Source organism: Aureimonas sp. AU20 (genome assembly GCF_001442755.1).
Taxonomy (GTDB): domain Bacteria; phylum Pseudomonadota; class Alphaproteobacteria; order Rhizobiales; family Rhizobiaceae; genus Aureimonas.
Genome location: NZ_CP006368.1, coordinates 93,333 through 111,939, shown reverse-complemented (window position 1 = coordinate 111,939; position 18,607 = coordinate 93,333). Strand labels below are relative to the sequence as shown.

The window sequence follows — 18,607 nt, the reverse complement described above, 5'->3', positions numbered from 1 at the left end:
CATGTCGAACATCAGACCCCGCCAGCCCGTCCGCCTGTCCGTGCTCGACCGGCTGCTCGCCGGTGACGCGCCGGAAGGGAGCCGCGAGACGCTGGCCAATGTGGCGGCGCTGCGCAACAGCGTGCGCCGCGATCTGGAGGCGCTGTTCAACACGCGCCCATGCCAGGTCTCCGCCCCGGCGGAACTCAAGGAGTTGCACACTTCGCTTCTGACCTATGGGCTGAGCGACCTGCAGACCCGTCCGATGGCGTCGGACGGTCAGCGCGACGCCTTCCGTCGCCAGTTCGAGGACGTGATCCGGCGGTTCGAACCGCGCCTGCGCGACGTCAGCGTCGAGATGACCGGTTTCGCCACCACGCTCGACCGGACCTTGCGCTTTCGAATCCGCGGGCTTCTGGTAACAGAGGCGGGGGTCGACGCGATCGTCTACGATACGGCGATCGATCCGGCGGCGCGCAATCTGTCGATCACCGGCGTCGAGGCCGGCGGCGCATGATCGGCTGAAGAGGCGGGATGTCCGACAGTTTTCTGACCCATTACAATCGGGAGCTTCTGGCGATCCGGCGCGGCGCGGCGGAGTTCGCGGCCGAGCATCCGCGCATCGCCGGCCGCCTGCGCGTGTCGGCGGACGCGGTGGAAGACCCTTCGGTCGGACGCCTGATCGAGAGCTTCGCCTTCCTGACCGCTCGCGTGCGGCAGAAGCTGGACGACGACTTTCCAGAGCTCACCGACGCCTTGCTCGGCATTCTCTATCCCCATTATCAGCGGCCGGTCCCCTCCATGGCCGTGCTTCAGATGGAGCCGCCGGCCGATCTGCAGGAGCGCTACCTCGTCGAGGCTGGCGCCATGCTCGACACCGAGCCGGTCGAAGGCGAGACCTGCCGGTTCCGCACCGCCTATCCCGTGGAACTGCATCCGGTACGGTTGGCGGGTGCGAGCCTTGCGAGCCGGCCGTTCCAGGCGCCTGCGGTGCCCGCCGCCGCCGGAGCCGTTTCCTGCCTGCGGCTGACGCTGGAGCCGACCAGCGGCGAGCGCAGCTTTGCGGACATCGCGCCGGGCAAACTGCGCTTCTTCCTGCGCGGCCAGCCCTCGCTGACCTATCAGCTTCACGAACTGCTCCTGAACGACGCCTTGGCGGTGGCCTTCGCCAAAGGGCCGGGCGATCCGGCGCCGATCGTCGCCGAGCCGAGTGTCCTGCGTCCCGTGGGCTTTGGAACCGACGAAGGGCTGCTGCTCTATCCCGAGACGGCTCATGCCGGCTATCGGCTGCTGACGGAGTTCTTCGTCTTTCCCGAGAAGTTCCTGTTCGTCGATCTGGAGCTGCCGGAGGCCGCGCGGCTCGACCCGCAGGCGCGCCGGCTCGACATTTTCGTCTATCTCAAGCGCTCGGCCGCCTCGATCGAGCGAGCCGTGTCGCCGGACGCGTTCGCGCTCGGCTGCACGCCGGTGGTCAATCTCTTTCCCCAGGCGGCCGAACCGATCCGCCTCGACCACAGGACGAGCGACTACCGGGTCGTTCCCGACAGCCGGCGGCGCTCGGCGCTGGAAGTCTACAGCGTCGATCGGGTCTGGATCAGCGGCGGCGGGCGGGAATCGCCGCAGGAGGCCTTTCCCTTCTACAGTCTCAGCCATGCGGACGCCTCGCAGGGCCGCACGGAGGATCGCTCGCACGAGGTCTGGTGGCTGACCAGCCAGCGCGAGGGTGTGGCCGACAATCCCGGCACGGAAACGCTGATCTCGCTGGTGGACCCCGATTTCGACGGTCGGAGCCTGCCCAACGCGGTCCTGTCGGTCGACACGATGTGCCTCAACAGGGATCTCCCCGAACGCCTGCCCTTCGGCGGATCGCAGCCGCACCTCTCTATGGTGCGGCCATCGCCCGCCATCGCGCGGCTGCGCCTGCTGACCCCGCCCACTGCGACACTGCGCAATCTGTTCGGCCAGGCCGGGCGCTGGCGGCTGATCTCGCATCTCGCGCTCAACCATCTTTCGTTGGTGGAAGCCGAGGACGCCAGCGCGATCCGCGAACTTCTGACCCTTTACGACATCAAGGATTCTGCCGAGACGCGCGCCCTGATCGACGGCGTCCTGTCGGTGTCGGCCAAGCTGGGCTCGGCCCGCGTGCGGGGTGTCGATCAGATTGCCTTCTGCCGTGGCGTCGATGTCGAGATCCTGTTCGACGACGCCAACTTCTCCGGTTCCAGCGTCTTCCTGCTGGCCAGCATTCTGGAGCGCTTTCTCGGCCTCTACGCTTCCGTCAACTCCTTTTCCCGCCTCACCGCCCGCATCAAGGGTCGCACAGGAGTTCTGCGCCAATGGCCAAGCCGCGCCGGCGACCGCGTTCTTCTCTGATCGAGACGCTCGAGCGCGATCCCGGCGGGTTCGAGCTGTTTCAGGCGATCCGCCTCGTGGAGCGCATCGTTGCTCAGGAACGCCAGCGAAGCGGGGGCGCATTGCCCGACGCGATCGGCCATGGCGTGGACCCGCGCCGGGCCGCCTTGCGCATCGAGGCTTCTTCGAGCCTGTCCTTCGCCAATGGCGAGGTCACGCGGATACGCTTCGAACCGGGCGCGCCGGCGCGACTGACCCAGGCCGTGATCGGCCTGACGGGCACGAACGGCGCTATGCCCCATGCCTTCAGCGAACTGGTGCAAAGTTCGCTGCGCGAGCGCAATCCGGGCCTGCGCGACTTTCTCGACCTGTTCAACGACCGGCTGGCGGCGCTTCTCTACGAGGCCTTCGCCAAGTATCGGCCGGTGATCGAGGCCGAGCGCCGGCCCCTGACGGGCAAGGCCACGAGCGACGAGGCGATGCGGGCCGTGCTGGGCCTCGCGCCGCCCCAGTTCCGGGAGCGGCTCGCGCTGCCCGACAGCGCCGTTCTGCATCACGCCGGGCTTCTCGGGCGGCAGTCGCGCTCCGCTCATGCCATAGAGAAGGTCCTGTCCAACGCCTTCGGCCAGCCGATCCGGGTCGAGCAGTTCGTGGGCGAATGGCTGCCGATCGCGTCTGCCGAGCGCACGCGCCTGGGGCGGCCGGGCCTTGGCGGCGGTGCCTTTTCCAGCCTGGGGCGGGACGCCGTGGTGGGGCAGAAGAGTTGGAGCGTGCAGGGCCGCGTGCGGCTCCTCGTCGGCCCGCTCGACCATGCGCCTTTCGAAAGCTTCCTGCCGGGTGGGTGGCGACAGAAGCAGTTGAGCGATCTGGCCGCCTTCGCGTTGGGACCGGACCTGTCCTTCGTCCAGCGCCTGACGCTGAAGGCCGAGGCCGTGCCGCCGCTGCGCCTCGGTGGCGCGGCGAGCGGTCTGGGCGCCAGCCGGCTCGGCTGGAACACCTGGACGGGAACAAGCGCCCCACGCCGAGAGCCGGGCGTCGTCGACATCGCCCCCGCTTCCGCACTTTCTCCGCACGCGAAAGGTTCGCCATGACCGACTGGGCCTCGGGCTATGTCGCCGACATCGACTACGTTCCCGGCTTCTATGCCGAGCAGATGCCCTCGCATCTCGATCTCGCCTGCCTGATCCAGGGCGTCTACCCGCCCCGCCAGGGCAACGAGCGCTTCACCTATTGCGAGCTCGGCTGCGGCCTGGGCGAAACGGCGCTGACGCTCGCCGCCTGCCATCCGGAGGCGGAGATCCACGCCTTCGACTTCAATCCCGCCCATATCGCCTATGCCACGGAAACGGCGCGCCGCGCCGGCCTCACCAATGTGCGGTTTGCCGAACGCTCCTTCGCGGATCTGGCCAAGAGCCCAGAGGGCGAGCTTCCGCTCTTCGACTATGTCACGCTGCACGGAATCTGGACCTGGATCGCGCGCGAGCATCAGCTGGAGATCATCGAGGTCCTGTCGCGCTTCGTGCGGCCGGGCGGCGTCGTCGCCGTCACCTACAATGCCCAGCCCGGCTGGAGCCGGCAGATGCCGATCCAGCGCCTACTTTATGATTTCGCGGCCACGCAGGACGGGCGGAGCGATGCCCGCGTCCATGCGGCGCTGGACTTCACGGATGCCGTGCAGCGAGCCGGCTCGATGGCGATCGACAGGGAATTCATGACGTTCCTCTTCGGCAAGCGCGAGCGCGGCCTCACCTATCTCGCCCATGAATATCTGAACGGCGCCTGGCAGCCGGTCTATCATGCCGATCTCGCCGCCGATCTGGCGCGGGCCAAGCTGTCCTATGTCGGGAGCGCGACGCTTCTGGAGAACTTTCCCGCGATCTTTCTGTCGGAAGAGCAGCGCCGGCTGGTGGCCACCGTCCCGGCCGCCATGCGCGAGACCGTGAAGGACCATTTCAATCCACGAATCTTCCGGCGCGACGTCTTCGTGCGCGGCGCGCGCGCCATCGCGCCCCTGCCGAAGGCGCGGATGCTGGAGCGCAAGCGCCTGACCCTGGCGGATGCGGAGGCGCAGCTTGCCCCGAAGCTGACCTTGCCAAGCGGCGAGATCGAATTCAAATCCCCCTTCTACGCCTTCATGGCGCAGATCCTGACCGAGGGCGACGCCTCGCTGGCGGAGATCCGCGCTCGGCCCGACGCCCCGCCCTCGCCCGACAACGAGGAGCTTCTGACGGTCGGCGTGGAGACCCGCAACGCCATCCTGATCCAGCGCCAGCCGACGGCGCACGAACTCGACCATCTGCGTTCGGTCAATCTGGCCTTCGTGCGCAACGCGATCGAGCATGCGCGCCCGTCCATAACCCTGGCCGCCTTCGCGATCCAAAGCGGTCTGCAGATCCCGCTTCTGTCCATGCTGGCCTACGAGGCTCTGGCGACGCAGACCCCGGAAACGGTCGAGGCCTTGGCCGAGCGATGCGTGGACCTGCTCCAGGCGAGGGGCGAACATCTCCGGCGCGACGGAGAGATCATACAAGACCGGGACGACGTGCTCGCCGTGATGCGCAAGAAGGCCGAGGCCATTCTCGCGATCGACCTGCCGGTCTGGCGACGCATCGGTGCGTTCTGAGCGGAAGGGACCGCAGTTCGTCGAGACTCCCGGCTGGCGCGTCCTATCGGCCTTGTCCTGCCGCAATGGGGTCGGCGTCCATCGGGCCGAAACGCCGGACGGGCGCTCCGCCATTCTCAAGCGCCTCGACCTCGACGCGGCGGACGCGATCGCTCGGTTGCGCTTCGAACGCGAACAACGGCTGGCGAAGATGCTTGCCCATCCCGGCCTGCCGAACATGCTGGGCGGAGGCGAGGGATGGCTTGCTTTCGAGGCTTTGCCGCTTCGCCTCCTGGACTGCCGCATCGCGTTCTCGCCGCCGGAGTTGGCCGCGTTTCTCCTGTGTGCGATCGCCGGCACGCTCGCCTATCTGCATGGGCGCGGCATCGTGCATCAGGACCTCAAACCCGCCCATGTCCTATTGCGCGCCGATGGCACGGTCGTCCTCGTCGATCTCGGCGCGGCCGGCCTCGTCGCCGGCGATCCGCTGGCCGGCCGGGAGGCCGTCGGCGCGCAGGCCTGGGCGGCGCCGGAGCAATGGGCCGGGGCGGCGCCCGCGCCCGCCGCCGATCTCTGGTCGCTCGGCCGCCTTGCCCTTTGGCTGAGCGGCCAAGCGGAGCCTGGAGCTCTCCCCTCGCCTCTGGGGGAGCTGGTTCGCCGGTGCCTTTCGCCGGGCCCGGCCGGCCGGCCGACAGCGGCCGCGTTCCTTTCGGCCTTGTGCACAAGCTCGCGATTTGCAGCCGGATCGGCTGCGCTATAACGGAAGGCGAAGGGGCGACGCGCCGCCCACGATCCGTTCCACCGAAAGCTCCCGTCCTGTGCTCTTGCCCCCTTCCCGCATCCTCGTGGTGGACGACGTCGCGGAAAATCGCGACCTTCTCCTGCGGCGGCTGCGGCGTATGCAGCTGACCGATACGGCGGAGGCGGCCGACGGGCGCGAAGCGCTTCGCCTCATCCGCCAGGAACCGTTCGACCTCGTGCTTCTCGACGTCATGATGCCGGAAATGAACGGGATCGAGGTCCTGCGCATCCTGCGCGAGGAAGGCCGTCTCAACGAGATGCCGGTGGTGATGATCTCGGCGGCGTCCGAGATCGAGAAGGTCGTGGAATGCGTCGAGCTCGGCGCCGAGGACTATCTGCCCAAGCCCTTCAACCCGGCTTTGCTGACGGCGCGGGTGCGGGCCGCCCTGGAACGACGTCATCTGCGGGGCGAGAACCGTCGGCAGCTCGAACGGCTGACCCTGGAGCTCGACCGTGCGCGCATGCTGCAGCTGCGCATGGTGCCGGATCATTTCGCCTTCGACCCCGCGCGCTGGGACATCGCCGCCTGCATGGAGCCGGCGCTGGAGGTCGGCGGCGATCTCTACGACCTGTTCGAGGTGCGCCCGGGAACGCTCTGCGTGGCGATCGGCGATGTGGCGGGAAAGGGCATGCCGGCCGCTCTGTTCATGGCCCGGACCCGCAGTCTGCTGCGCGGCGGCCTCCTGCAGCATGTGGCGCTCGCCGGCGCGCTGCCGCGCCCCTCCGAAATGGCGGCGCTGCTCAATGTCGAACTGTCCAAGAACAATCCCGACACGACCTTCGTCACGCTTTTCCTCGGACTTCTCGATCTCGAGTCCGGTCGTCTCGACTTCTGCAATGCCGGGCATGTCTATCCGCTGCGCCTGTCCGCTCCCGCGCATGCGGAGGAAATCCGAACACCGGCCGATCCGGCCCTTGGAGTGATCGAGGATTTCGACTTCGCGGACCACCAAGTCTGGATCCAGCCCGGCGAAACGCTTCTTCTCGCGACGGACGGACTGGGAGACACGCAGAACCGGCAGGGCGAGCCTTTGGAAAGCGACCTCATTCTCGCCCAGGCCGCGACGCTGGCGGGAACCGGGGCGCAGAGCACGTTGGACGGGCTGACAGAGGCGGCACGGACTTTTGCGGACGGTGCCCCTCCCTTCGACGACGTGACGCTGCTGGCGATCCGCCGACTGAGCTGATGTCAGCTTTCGGGCAGGAGGGCGCGCATCTTTTCCAGAAGCCGCGCGATGTCGACCGGCTTCGTGTCGAAATCGTCGCAGCCCGCCGCCAGCGCCCGCTCGCGCTCGCCGCTCATGGCATGGGCGGTCAGCGCGATGATCGGTCCCGCCCAACCCCTGGCCCGGATCTGGCGCGTTGCCTCCCAGCCATCCAGAACCGGCAGACCGAGATCCATCAGAACGAGATCGGGCGCGTCGCGAAAGGCGGCGTCCACCGCCTCCTGTCCGTCCTGAGCGAAAGTCACCGCGAAGCCCGCCCGGATCAGGCGGCGGGACAGCATGTCGCGATTGAGCTCGTTGTCTTCGACCAGAAGAATACGGCGCGTCACGCCTCGCTCTCCTCACCCGATGCGGCGCGGACGCCGGCGCGCGCCTGACGCAACGCGTCGGTCAATTCGAGATAGGCCGCCTTGCCCTTGGCGACGATGCGTTGCGAGCCCGCTTCCAGGACGCGGCGCTCCTCCAGCGTCAGTTCCTTGGCGGTCACGACGACGACGGGAACGCTGGCCCAGCGCGGCTCGGCCCGAAGTCTCGCCAGAAACTCGAACCCGTCCATCTCAGGCATTTGGAGGTCGAGAAGGATCGCCGCGGGCGGTTCGCGCCCGGCCAGCCATTCCAGTGCCGCGCGCCCATGCGCGGCGGATGCGACGGCAAGGCTGAGACGCTCCACCGCGCGGGCCATGAGTTCGCGGGTCGGGGCATCGTCCTCCACGATCAGAACCGTTCCTTGCCCGCTCGGCCCGGCAAGCCGGCGCACGACCTCGCCCAGCGCGTTTCGGTCGATCGGTTTCGTCATCATCGCCGCCGCGCCGAGCGAAAAGCCGAGCGCCTTGTCGTTTGACACGCTGACGATGACGACGGGGATTTCGGCGAGCGCCGGATCGTCCTTCAACGCCGACAAGGTGCTCCAGCCGTCGAGATGCGGCATGACGATGTCGAGCGTCACGATGTCGGGGCGCTCCTGCCGGGCAAGGTCGAGCGCCTCGCGCCCGTCCCCGGCGTAGATCAGGCGGTAGCCTTCCCGCGTCAGATGCGAGCCGATGATGTGCGCGCTTGCCGGGTCGTCGTCCACCACGAGTACGAGGCCCGAGCCTCCGGGCCGCGGCGCCTCTGCCGCCGCGCCATAAAGAGGTTTGGCTTCGCGGTCGGACGGGTCGAAGGGCAAGGACAGGACGAAGGTCGAACCTTCGCCCGGCCGGCTCGAAACCGTGATGTCGCCGCCCAGCATGCGAGCGAAGGAGCGGCTGATGGCAAGGCCGAGGCCGGTGCCCCCGAACTTGCGCGTCGTGGAATTGTCCGCTTGGCTGAAGGCCTGGAACAGGCGGCCCATCTGCTCCTCGGTCATGCCGATGCCGGTATCCTCCACGGCGATGCGCAGCCAGCGCGTGGCCTCGCCCTCCACCGCTTCGGCCCGCAAGGTCACCGTGCCGTCCCGCGTGAATTTCGAGGCGTTGCTGAGCAGGTTGATGATTGCCTGTTTCACCTTGGTCGCATCCGACACGATGGAGCCGAGGTCGGGTTGGATCACCATGACGAGCGTGTTGCCGTTCTGTCGGGCGAGCGGCTGGATCAGCGCTTCGACGTCGCGCAGCATGGCGCCGACGGGGAAGCTCTCGTCATAGACTTCCATCCGACCGGCCTCGATCTTGGACAGGTCGAGAATGCCGTTGATGAGCCCGAGCAGGTGGTTGCCGGCGGATTCGATCTTGGCGAGATCGGGAAGGAACTCGTCCTGGCCGATATCGCGCGCATCCTCCTGAAGAATCTGGCTGTAGCCGATGATGGCGTTGAGCGGCGTTCGCAGCTCGTGACTCATATTGGCGAGAAATTCGGACTTCACGCGCGTCGCCCGTTCGGCCTCGTCGCGTGCCTCTTCCAGCTCCTGCTGACGTCGGCGAAGTTCGCTGATATCGGCATAGAGCACGGTGAAGCCGCCCTCATGCGTCGGCCGCTCGGTGATCTGCATCCAGCGCCCATCGCGAAACCGGTCGGTCCGGCTTTCCCGCGCGCCGTGGCTGGACAGGCGCGAGCCGAGCCAGCCCTCGGCATCGCCGTCCGTTTCGATCAGGTCGCGCCCGGCAAGCGCGACGACCTCTTCGAAGGTCGCATGGGCCGCGGCCATCGCGCCGAACCCGGGATGGAAGCTGCGGAACCGCGCGTTGGTGACGCGCAGCCGGTTGTCGGGGCCGTAGAGCGCGAAACCCTGGGCAATGCTCTCGATCGCATCCGACAAGGTGGCGCGCTGCCGCTCCGCCTCCTGCGTCAGACGCGCGCGCTCCGCCATGTTCTCGCGCAGAAGCTGAAGCGCCTCCGTCACGCGGCCGAGTTCGTCGCGCGAGGTCGGCGGCAAGTCCACCTCCGTTTCCCCGCGCGTGATGGCGCGCACGGCCGCGACGATGCCCTGCAGCGGGCGAAGGATCGAGGCGAGGATCACCAGCGTCATCACCGCCCCGATCAGCACGGCCGCCAGCGTGACGATGGCCGACACCCACGCGGCGGAGGAGAACTGGTCGAGAATGCCGGTGCGGGCCGCCTGCGCTTCGCGCCGAAGGTCTTCGGACAGCGAGGAAAAGGCCTTGTCGACCGCGATGCCGAACTGGCGCGCCTGTGCGAACTGCGTGTTGCCGATGACGCGCTGGTCGCTCGTATAGGCTTCGACGGCGGCCTGGGCGAGGTTGTCGAAGCGGTTCGCATCCTCGGCGATGCTCGCCGAAACCTCCGGATGGCTTTCCGACAGGCGCGAAAGCTCGCTTCGAAGCCGGTCCCGCGCCGAAGCGGCGTTGCGCTCCGACAGGGTGAGAAGACTGACGGCGAGATCGGTCTGCCAGTAGCGCAGATCGTTGAAGGCGGTGCGGGCGCGATCGGCCACCTCGATCGTCGCGGCAATGCGGCTGGCGCCGGCGGCGGTTTCCCAGGAGCGGGCGAGCATGCCGCCGACATAGAGGCTCGTGCCGATCATGGCCACGAAGAAGCCGGCCGCCAGCACGATGAGCCGGGCGCGGATGGAAAAGCGGCGAAGCGCGTCCAGCCGGCCAACCGCGCTGCCGGCGACCGGCTGGGAGAGAGCCGCCTCGCTCATTGCGGCAGGAGCTGGATGGAGATGACGCCGCCGAGATCGCCGAGCGCTGCGCCCTCGCGCGGATAACCCGTGATGTCGAGTTCGCCCGCCGGCGAGCCGTGGCAGGACAGGCAGGATTGCGAATAATATTCGGGGACGGCGACCCGCAGGCGCTGCTCCGCCCCTTCGCCGGTCAGAGCCGAGAAGAGCTCGCCCTTGGACCAGTCCGGCTTCTCGAAACGGGTCTCGATCGTCTCGGTCTCCCAAGCGTCGGGCCTCGACTGTCGGTTGCGCACGAGCTGGGGTGGCGCCGTCACCTTGATGCGCGCGTCCTGCCCCACGCGCCTTTCGAACGCCTCGTTGACCAGCCGGGCGAAGGTGGCGGGAATGAAGCCCTTGAACCCTACGCCCTCCTGGTTGATCGTCGTCTGGTTGGCGTCCATGACCTCGACGATGGCGTCCATCTGCACGCGCAGCAGGCGCCCGGCATAGGATTGCGGATCGACCTTCGCGGGGTCGAGGCCGGTCTGCTGCCGGAACCGGTCGACCGCCTCCGCCAGGACCCGGCGGCCGGGAAGCGCCTTGTCTCCCCGCGCGGGATCGTTGATGTCGCCCTGGTGGGCGGACACGACGCTGCGGGCCGATTGGAGCATGGCGGCCAACATCCGCGCCGTCGCGAGGTTTCCCTGCGCCCCCGCCGTCTCATGCGGCGTCGCCGCGCTCGTGGCCGAAAAGGCGGCTCCCCCGCCCGTCGCGAGAACGGCGAGCGCCAACGCCGCGTATCCCAGTCGATTCATCCGACGCCACCTTTCGGACCGGTCGTCCGGGGAACCCTTCGACCTCACCACAACCCATAAGTTCTTCGACCGACCAAGGAAAGACGGCTTGGACGCAGAGGGCGGTTCGTGGGACGCAGAGCCAAGTCGGGCTTGATTTGGGGAAGGATTTGTTCACGGCGACCGTCTAGGGTGGCGGCCTTCCTGGACAGGATTCGACGCGTGAACAGCCTCAGGGTCAAGATCTTCGTGGGCGTCATCGCCATTCTGGCGATGATGGCGGGCGGCATCATGGCCTATTCGCGTCAGGCCGTGCGCACCGCCATGGTGGATGCCGAGCAGCGCTCGGTCGAGAACGTGCTCCAGATGGCCGAACTCGCCATCCGCAGCCAGTATCTCCAGCTCCTATCCGACAAGGTCGGCACGATCCAGGACCGCAAGGAAGCCTTCCGGCAGTTCGGGCAGACCGTCCGCTCGACTCTCGACACGCTGTCGGCCCAATCCCGCCGCGCCGGGACGAGCGATGAGGCCGCCCGCGCCAACGCGCTCGACTGGCTGTCCGGCCTCGCCCCGGTCTCGGGCGAATACATCGTCGTGTTCGACCGCGACGGCCGGGCCCTCGTCTATCCCGACCGAACCATGGTCGGCCACGATCTGTCGGGGTTCCGCGACATCCGCGGCCGCTCGGTGACGCAGACGGCCTGGAGCGACAGCGAACTCTACGGCTCGAGCTTTCTGACCTATGGCTGGAAGTCGCTGAAGGGCGCGGACACCGAGCAGAAATACGGGCTGTTCGTGCCCTTTCCCCGCTGGGGCTGGATGATCGGCATCGTCGGCGATGTCGGCGATCTCCAACGCGAAACGGACGTGCGCCGGACCGAGCTGGTCGAGCGCCTGCGCTCCAGCCTCGACGCGCTGAAACTGGCGGGCAAGGGTTTCGTCTTCGTATTCGACGGAAGCGGACGGTCGGTCGTGGCCCCAAAGGCCGGCGAGGAAGGCTGGATGACGCCCTCCGTTCTGGCGGATCTGAAGGGCATGGCCTCCGACGGCGACGCGCCCTCGCGGCTCGCGCCGCTCGCCTCCGCTGGAGGTCAGAATGAGGTCGAGGCGCAGGTCTTCCGCCTGAAGGCGCTCGACTGGTATGTGGCGGCCGTGGTGTCCTCCTCCGCGCTGGCCAAGCCCGCGCAGGACCTGATCTTCAACCAGGGGCTGGTGTTTTCGGGCGGCATTCTCCTGGCCGCCATTCTCGCCTGGTTCCTCGCCCAGCGGATCAGCAGGCCGCTGGTCGCGCTGACGCACCGCGCACGGGCTCTGTCGGAAACCGATTTCACGCAGGCTCCGCCCCCCGTTTCCGCCGAGCGTCGGCCGGCGGGCCGCGACGAGATCGGCCGTCTGGCGTCCGCCTTCTCGTTCATGGAGGACTCGCTCCATCGCAACGTGCAGACGGTGATGCAGGTGACGCAGGAGCGCGAAAGGATCGAGGGCGAGTTGAACGTCGCCCGCGACATCCAGCTCGGCCTTCTGCCCAAGATCTTCCCGGCCTTCCCGCACCGCTCCGAAATCGACATTCACGCCGCGCTGGTGTCCGCCAAGGAAGTCGGCGGCGATCTCTACGACTTCTATTTCATCGACGAGCGCCATCTCTGCTTCACGATCGGCGACGTCGCGGGCAAGGGCGTTCCGGCGGCGCTCTTCATGGCGATCACCAAGACCCTCATCAAATCGGCGGCGGACCGTCTGGCGGACCCGTCCCAGATGATGACGGCCGTGAACGACGCGCTGGCGAGCGACAATCCGAACTCGATCTTCGTCACCAGCCTGATCGGCGTTCTCGACTGCCTGACGGGCGAGATCCGATATGCCAATGGCGGCCACAATCCGCCGCTCATCATCCGCGAGGGCGGCCGGGTGGAGTGCCTGCGCCCGATCAGCGGCCCGGCCCTCGGCGTGGTGGAGGGAATGGACTACGAGCCCCTCGCCACGCGCCTCGCCCCGGGCGAGACGCTGGTTCTCTACACGGACGGCGTGACGGAAGCGATGAACGCGCGCAACGAACTCTACGAAGACGAGCGCCTCGTCCAGCTTCTGGAATCCCAGGACCCGTTCCTGCCGGCCGAGATGCTGGTGGGGCGGATCATGGCCGACGTCCAGGCCCATGCCGGCGACACCGCGCAATCCGACGACATCACGCTCGTCGCCCTTCGCTTCCACCAGCCGTCCAAGAGGCCGTCATGATCCGCTTCGCCCGTTTCGGCACCGCCCTTTTCGGCCTGGGTCTGCTGGCCGCTTCCTGCGGCGGCGCGCAGGCGCAGACACCGGCTGCCGAGCCCCAGGCCGCCCCTGCCCCTCAGGCGGGCGCCCGCATCTGGCCCTCCGAGCCGCGCCTCAAGCCCGACGGCACGAAATGGCGCATCGGCTATTACGAAGGCGGCCAGTACAAGGATTACGAGGTCATCCTCAAGGCGACGGTGCGCGGCCTGATGGCGATCGGCTGGATCAAGCCGATGGACCTGCCAATCGGCAACAATGCCGAGCCGGGCGGCTTCTGGCGCTGGCTCTCGGCCAACGCGGTGAGCGACTATGTGGAGTTTCCCAGCGACGCCTATTACGCCGCCGGCAATTTCGACAAGGAGCGGCGTCCGCAGGTCAAGGCCGAGCTTCTCGACCGGCTGAAGACGCGCGGCGACATCGACCTGATGCTGGCGCTCGGCACCTGGGCCGGGCAGGACCTTTCAACGGACGAGATTTCGACCGCCGTCGTCGTCGCCTCGACCAGCGATCCGATCGGCTCCAAGATCGTCAAGAGCGAGACGGATTCGGGTCACGACCACCTCAACGCCAAGGTCGAGCCGCAGCGCTACGCGCGGCAGGTCGAGCTGTTCGACGACATCTTCCACTTCAAGAAGCTCGGCCTCGTCTACGAGAACAGTGCGGAGGGCCGCACCTTCGCGGCCGTGGACGATATCGAGCGCATCGCTCGGGACCGGGGCTTCGAGATCGTTTCCTGCTTCGCGCCCTTCAACAACATCCCGCAGGAGGAAGCCGAGGGGAAGGTCGAGGCCTGCTACGCCGAGATCGCGTCCAAGAGCGACGCGGTCTACATCACCGTCCATCGCGGCCTGACGGGCACGACCCTGCCCAAGAGCCTGGCACCGCTGATCGAGCACGACCTGCCGACCTTCTCCATGGCGGGGGAGTCGGAGGTGCGGCTCGGAGCGCTGATGAGCGTCGCGCAGTCTGACTTCATCTATGTCGGCCGCTTCCATGCCGAGACGATCGCCCGCATCTTCAACGGCGCCAAGCCGCGCGACCTGCCCCAGGTCTGGCAGGCGCCGGCCAAGATCGCGCTGAACCTGCGGACGGCCGAAGAGATCGGCTACGATCCGTCGGTGGACATTCTCTTGGCGAGCGACGAGATCTTTGGCTCCGATCTCACGCAACGGACGCCGTAGCGAACTCCGGCGCCTCGAACATCCGCTCGCGCTGCGGGAAGGGCACGGGCGGCACGCGGCGCAGGAGCCGGCTCGTCACGAGTTCGCGCAAGCGCGTCGCGCGGCTACCGCTTCCTCGCTCGAACGCCGCTAGGGCCCGATCGGCGCCATTGCGGCCGGTTTCGAGAACATGGAGCGGATAGGCCAGCATCCAGCGTTCGCTCGGGCAAAGGCCCTCTTCCGCCTCCTCCACCACGGCCCGCGCGAAGCGGGCCAGCGAAACGAGACCCGCCCGGCCGTCGAGGCCATGGCGAACCGCCTCTTCGCGTGCGAGGCCGAGATCCCGCCAGGGGAGCTGTCGGGACAAGCGGTGGAGGCTGCCGGGATTGCACTGCAAGCCCTTCTGGATCGCCGACGGGGCCATCGCCACCGAGGCGGATACGAGCGGATCGTCGAGATCGCAGAGTTCGGCGTCCGGGAAGTTCGCGCCAGCCGCTCGCCCCTCGATATAGAGAGACTGGCAATGGTCGGCGAACAACGCCTCGACCTTGCGCTCCGCCAGCGCCTGGAAGAAGTCTTCCACCGTCGGCGCCGTGCCGAAGCTGAACCGGATGCGCGCGTCCGAGAACTGGGAGAACTGCAGGCTTTCCAGATGCCGTAGATCGGGGGTCACCTCGATCGCCGCTCCGTCGCTCAGCCGCCGGCCGCTCCAGCTCTGCGCGCGGAGGAAGGCGAAGAGCGAGGGGTCGCCGTCCATCCGAGCGAGCTCGCCGAACCCTTTGTAGGAATTGGCGCCGAGCGGCAGCGCCTGCATGGCGCGGTTGCCTTCGAACATCCAGCGTAAGTAATGCGCGAGATCCTCGAAGGGTTGAACCGGCGGGCGATGGGTCGCGCGGTCGCCGGGAAAGGTCGGCGCGGCGAACATGCGCGTCCAGATGCGCAGCCGGTTTTCCTTGCAGCCCGTCGGCTCGCCAGCCTCGAACGGACTGTTGGCGAAAAGCGCGATCATGGCCGGCGCCGCCAGGAGCGCGAGATTCAGCGCTTCGACCGCATGCTCGGCATCGACGCCCGTGGTCGGCCCGTTCTGGGCCTTGGCATCCATGCCGGTTTCGTGCCGCCAGCCGCGCACGTCCCGCCAATAGTCGTAGATGGGCTTGGGCGCGCGCATGGCCTGGTAGAAGGCCTCATCGATCGGCGTCGCGGGATGCTGGGAAAGATTGGCGATGCCGGCGCCGAGTTCGCTGAGCGCGCCCACGAGCTCGGTCAGTTCCCGGTGCACGAGACCGGCCAGATCGTTGAGGTTCGAGCCGGGGCGCGCCGGCCCGCCGACGATGCCGATGGCGCTTTCCAGGTTGTTGAAGCCGTTGTCGACGGACGAGACGACCTGCGGGCCGGCGACACCGATCAGGCTGCCGGACGCCAGAACCGGCGTCACGGCCTCGTGTCGCCCCCGACGCGACTCGAAAAGACGCGGGAAGAGCTCGCGTCCATCGAAGCTCGCCCCCGATGCCAGATCGACCACGGGCATTTCGAGTTCGACGCCCAGCGTCGGATGGGTGCGCATGTTAGCCATGGCCGGCAGCGCCCTTTCGCAGTAACGACGCACCGGACGCATGATCCCGCGCGATCAGGAAGAAGAGAAGCGTGGAGCCGAGATAGTAGATGCCGGTCACCGCCAGACCGTCGCGCGTTCCGAGGAACGTGAAGAGCGCGCCCACGGCGAGCGGGCCGATCATCTGGCCGAGCTTGTCGGCGGCGCGCTGGATACCCATGGCCCGCCCCGTGCCCAAGCGCTGCACGCTCGGCAGATGCAGGGCGAAGCTCGTCTGCGCCGGACCGCCGAGGCTGCTGGCCAAGCCCAGAAGAAAGACCGAGCCCACGAGCGCGGCCAGACCGATGTCGAGATAGGTGAACGCGAGGCCGAGGCCGCCTAGCAGGCCGCCCATGACGATGAAGGGCTTCTTGCGCATGTGCCGGTCGACCCAGCGGCCGAGCAGCGGCGCGATGTAGATCACGGACAGGCCGTAGATCATCATGATACGGCCGATATTGCCCTGCTCGATCCCCTGCTGCGACAGGTAGACGGGCAGCGTGTAGTAGAGCAGGCCGACCTGCGCGATGGAAAACGGCACGACGCTGAGCAGAAGCAACGCGACGAAGTTGCGATCTTTCAGCAGGCCGCCGAGCGCGGAGCCCGCCGCCGGTGCAAGCGGCAAAGGCGCAGGGGCCGCCGCCGCCGCGTTTGGCCCGCTTGCCGGCCGACCGAAATAAGGGCGCATGAAACCGAATGCGAAGAGGATCGGCGCCAGCCCGAGAACGGCCGCGATGGTGAAGACGGAGGAGAAGCCGATCTGGTCGGCCAGCATGGCGCCTGTCACGTTGCCGCAGATCTGCCCGGCGAAGATGCCCGCGACCAGATTGGCGACGGCCTGGGTGCGCGTGCGCGGGCTGGACCAGGAGAAGACGTAGCCCTGGATGCCCATCCAGGCCAGGCCATATCCGAGCCCGACCACGGCACGCGCCAGGATATAGGTGATCGGTCCCGTGGCGAGCGTTCCCGCCAGCGCCCCGGCGGCGCAGACGAGGCCACCGAGCACGAAGGGCACGTGCCAGCCGCGACGGTCCGTCAGGATGCCGGCGATCAGCGCGGTGACCAGGGCGCACCCCATCTCGGCGGAGATCGGCAAGGCCAGCGTCACCGCCCGCGACAGGCCGAACAAGGGCTCGCTGGCGAGCGCGCCCATCTGCAACGGCACGAAGGACAACGGTAGCGCCCAGCCGAAGACGAGAAGGAAAGAGGCCGGGCGCGCCAGGAGATGATGCCCGTCCCGGTCCACCGCCGCCCCCTCCTCCGCGCGTACAGCGAGCCGGCGCATCAGGATGCCGAACAGGACCAGCAGCTCGAAGCCGAAGAGGGCCGAGGTCAGGAGCACGGTGCCGGCGTCGAGCGCGCGATGCCACACGCCCTCGCCGATCGCCGTGTCGGACAGGCTCGCGCTCAGGCGGGCCGCCGGGCGGGTCCCGTCGGCGGAACGGATCTCGTAGGTGATGGGCGCGCGATGAGCGGTGGGCTCGCGCGTGGCGTCCAACGCGGCGATGTCGCGCCCCGACATGTCCTCCAGCCGCACGGAGGCGAGCTCGGGAATATCGCTGGCCATGCGTGCGAAGGGCGAGCCGTAGTCGGACAGGCGGTCGAGCTTGACGCCCTTGTCGACCAGACGCTGGAGATCGGTGCCGAACCGATCCACCGAGCGCTGCACGTTTTCCGTCGCGGCCTGAACATAGGTGTCGCGAAAGGTCACGATGTTGCGCCAGGAGGAGCCGCCCTGCACCAGCACGAGAACGAGACCCGGAACGAGGAGCAGCTTCCAGCGCCCCACCGTTCCGTCCGCGCCGATGGGCAGCACGAAAGCGGCCAGAAACACGGCGAGCGTGCCGAGCAGCGTTGTGATGGCGAGCGAGGCGACGGCGTCCGAAACCGGTCCGGCCGTCGCCTGCGAGATCGCCTCGGCTGGCACCAGCATCACCAGCGCGCCCGCAAGGCTGCCGCCGGCGCCGGATACGGGCAGCACGAAGACATGCGTATCGCCGAGCTTGGCCTGCCCTAGCGCCCGGCCTTGGCCCGCCGATGGGGCGGCGGCCAACCGTTCCGCCACGAGAGCGCCGAGGTCTCGCGGCAGGCCCGCGGCGGGATTACCTTCCACGATCGAGCCGTCCGGCAGCGTGACCAGCGCGCCGGATAGAAACGGCAGGTCGGAGCGAATGCCGGCCAGAATTTCCGGCAGGCCGAACATCTGCGTGATCGGCTTGCCGAAACGCAGCGAGTTCTGGATGCGGAAGGACCAGTCGTGCCCGACGATGCGCACGGCCGTCACGGTTCCGTCGAAAGCGGTCTTGCGAATGGCGGAGACCGTCAGAACGCCCGAGAGCAGCTGCGCCAGGACGAGCACCGTCAGCGCTGCCAGGCCGAAGCGAAGGCGGATGGTCCAACGCAGCGGGCTGCGGGGCGAGGTCGGGTTCAGCGCGGTGGTCTGCATTCTAGGGTCGTTCCTGATAAGCCGGCCGGCACCGCGACCTGGGACGAGGGAAGACCGGAAGCCGAACGCCCACTCGCAACGCCCCGGGCCGGAATGCCCAGATTCCCGCGCGGCAGAGGCGACGGTCCAGGCGGCCTGGCGGGTTGCGGCGAACCGGCGCAACGCGGCGGCACCGCGTCTGGCCTTCCACTCTCCCGTTGTTCAGTGAACCTTACCCCCTGCCCGGTGGATGTTTCCCTACCCAGCGTGCTTAAGAGCACCTGACGACACCTCCTCGTGTCGGGTGCATCGCTTTTTTCGCCGTGGCTGCCGCCGCCAGTGCCTGGCCCTTCCCTCCCTCGCATC

Annotated in this window: 13 protein-coding genes; 8 read left to right on the top strand and 5 right to left on the bottom strand. The window is 67.9% G+C overall.

Translation table 11 applies throughout. The annotated features are described in order from the left end of the window. Position 1 precedes the first annotated feature (1 nt). Genes tssE through M673_RS17480 form a run of 6 tightly spaced genes read left to right on the top strand, consistent with a single transcriptional unit; the run spans position 2 to position 6,921 of the window. Positions 2 to 496, top strand: coding sequence for a type VI secretion system baseplate subunit TssE (gene tssE, locus M673_RS17505; protein ID WP_061978001.1), 495 nt, complete (start codon positions 2 to 4; stop codon positions 494 to 496). A 17-nt stretch (positions 497 to 513) separates the two neighbouring features. Further along, complete coding sequence (gene tssF, locus M673_RS17500) at positions 514 to 2,352, top strand: type VI secretion system baseplate subunit TssF (RefSeq protein WP_061978000.1); 1,839 nt, start codon at positions 514 to 516, stop codon at positions 2,350 to 2,352. Then, positions 2,316 to 3,422, top strand: a complete 1,107-nt coding sequence (gene tssG / locus M673_RS17495; protein ID WP_061977999.1) for a type VI secretion system baseplate subunit TssG — start codon at positions 2,316 to 2,318, stop codon at positions 3,420 to 3,422. The genes tssF and tssG overlap by 37 nt, the downstream gene beginning before the upstream one ends. Further along, positions 3,419 to 4,954 carry a class I SAM-dependent methyltransferase gene (locus tag M673_RS17490; protein ID WP_061977998.1) on the top strand — a complete coding sequence of 512 codons (1,536 nt, stop codon included), beginning with the start codon at positions 3,419 to 3,421 and terminating at the stop codon, positions 4,952 to 4,954. Before tssG ends, M673_RS17490 begins: the two co-directional genes overlap by 4 nt. Continuing rightward, positions 4,944 to 5,693, top strand: coding sequence for a protein kinase domain-containing protein (locus tag M673_RS17485; protein ID WP_082639797.1), 750 nt, complete (start codon positions 4,944 to 4,946; stop codon positions 5,691 to 5,693). Before M673_RS17490 ends, M673_RS17485 begins: the two co-directional genes overlap by 11 nt. Positions 5,694 to 5,751: 58 nt before the next feature. Continuing rightward, positions 5,752 to 6,921 (top strand): PP2C family protein-serine/threonine phosphatase, encoded by a 1,170-nt coding sequence (locus M673_RS17480; protein WP_061977996.1) that lies wholly within the window; start codon positions 5,752 to 5,754, stop codon positions 6,919 to 6,921. Positions 6,922 to 6,923: 2 nt separating this feature from the next. Here M673_RS17480 and M673_RS17475 read toward each other — a convergent pair whose 3' ends face one another. Genes M673_RS17475 through M673_RS17465 form a run of 3 tightly spaced genes read right to left on the bottom strand, consistent with a single transcriptional unit; the run spans position 6,924 to position 10,815 of the window. Continuing rightward, positions 6,924 to 7,289 carry a response regulator gene (locus M673_RS17475; protein ID WP_148640171.1) on the bottom strand — a complete coding sequence of 122 codons (366 nt, stop codon included), beginning with the start codon at positions 7,287 to 7,289 and terminating at the stop codon, positions 6,924 to 6,926. Beyond that, positions 7,286 to 10,039, bottom strand: coding sequence for a hybrid sensor histidine kinase/response regulator (locus M673_RS17470; protein WP_061977995.1), 2,754 nt, complete (start codon positions 10,037 to 10,039; stop codon positions 7,286 to 7,288). The genes M673_RS17475 and M673_RS17470 overlap by 4 nt, the downstream gene beginning before the upstream one ends. Next, entirely contained in the window at positions 10,036 to 10,815 is a 780-nt protein-coding gene (locus tag M673_RS17465; RefSeq protein WP_061977994.1) for a Tll0287-like domain-containing protein, read from the bottom strand. Before M673_RS17465 ends, M673_RS17470 begins: the two co-directional genes overlap by 4 nt. A 201-nt stretch (positions 10,816 to 11,016) precedes the next feature. Here M673_RS17465 and M673_RS17460 point away from each other — a divergent pair, with 201 nt between their 5' ends. Together M673_RS17460 and M673_RS17455 are read left to right on the top strand one after the other, a co-directional pair. Further along, on the top strand, positions 11,017 to 13,029 hold the full coding sequence (locus M673_RS17460) for a SpoIIE family protein phosphatase (protein ID WP_148640170.1): 2,013 nt from the start codon (positions 11,017 to 11,019) through the stop codon (positions 13,027 to 13,029). Further along, positions 13,026 to 14,246, top strand: coding sequence for an ABC transporter substrate-binding protein (locus M673_RS17455; protein ID WP_061977992.1), 1,221 nt, complete (start codon positions 13,026 to 13,028; stop codon positions 14,244 to 14,246). Before M673_RS17460 ends, M673_RS17455 begins: the two co-directional genes overlap by 4 nt. On the opposite strand, the gene M673_RS17450 is transcribed toward M673_RS17455, so the two are convergent. Both M673_RS17450 and M673_RS17445 read right to left on the bottom strand, forming a co-directional pair. Further along, positions 14,227 to 15,798, bottom strand: a complete 1,572-nt coding sequence (locus M673_RS17450) for a glutamate-cysteine ligase family protein (RefSeq protein ID WP_187301347.1) — start codon at positions 15,796 to 15,798, stop codon at positions 14,227 to 14,229. The two genes, M673_RS17455 and M673_RS17450, sit on opposite strands and share 20 nt — an antisense overlap. Continuing rightward, complete coding sequence (locus tag M673_RS17445; RefSeq protein ID WP_061977990.1) at positions 15,791 to 18,262, bottom strand: MFS transporter; 2,472 nt, start codon at positions 18,260 to 18,262, stop codon at positions 15,791 to 15,793. The genes M673_RS17450 and M673_RS17445 overlap by 8 nt, the downstream gene beginning before the upstream one ends. Positions 18,263 to 18,607: the final 345 nt, after the last annotated feature.

What these genes read in the sequence shown, in the direction of transcription:
- tssG (WP_061977999.1), top strand. Translation starts at nt 2,316, where the DNA reads ATGGCCAAGCCGCGCCGGCGACCGCGTTCTTCTCTGATCGAGACGCTC.
- M673_RS17445 (WP_061977990.1), bottom strand. Translation starts at nt 18,262, where the DNA reads ATGCAGACCACCGCGCTGAACCCGACCTCGCCCCGCAGCCCGCTGCGT.
- tssF (WP_061978000.1), top strand. Translation starts at nt 514, where the DNA reads ATGTCCGACAGTTTTCTGACCCATTACAATCGGGAGCTTCTGGCGATC.
- M673_RS17490 (WP_061977998.1), top strand. Translation starts at nt 3,419, where the DNA reads ATGACCGACTGGGCCTCGGGCTATGTCGCCGACATCGACTACGTTCCC.
- M673_RS17470 (WP_061977995.1), bottom strand. Translation starts at nt 10,039, where the DNA reads ATGAGCGAGGCGGCTCTCTCCCAGCCGGTCGCCGGCAGCGCGGTTGGC.
- M673_RS17465 (WP_061977994.1), bottom strand. Translation starts at nt 10,815, where the DNA reads ATGAATCGACTGGGATACGCGGCGTTGGCGCTCGCCGTTCTCGCGACG.
- M673_RS17450 (WP_187301347.1), bottom strand. Translation starts at nt 15,798, where the DNA reads ATGGCTAACATGCGCACCCATCCGACGCTGGGCGTCGAACTCGAAATG.
- tssE (WP_061978001.1), top strand. Translation starts at nt 2, where the DNA reads ATGTCGAACATCAGACCCCGCCAGCCCGTCCGCCTGTCCGTGCTCGAC.
- M673_RS17455 (WP_061977992.1), top strand. Translation starts at nt 13,026, where the DNA reads ATGATCCGCTTCGCCCGTTTCGGCACCGCCCTTTTCGGCCTGGGTCTG.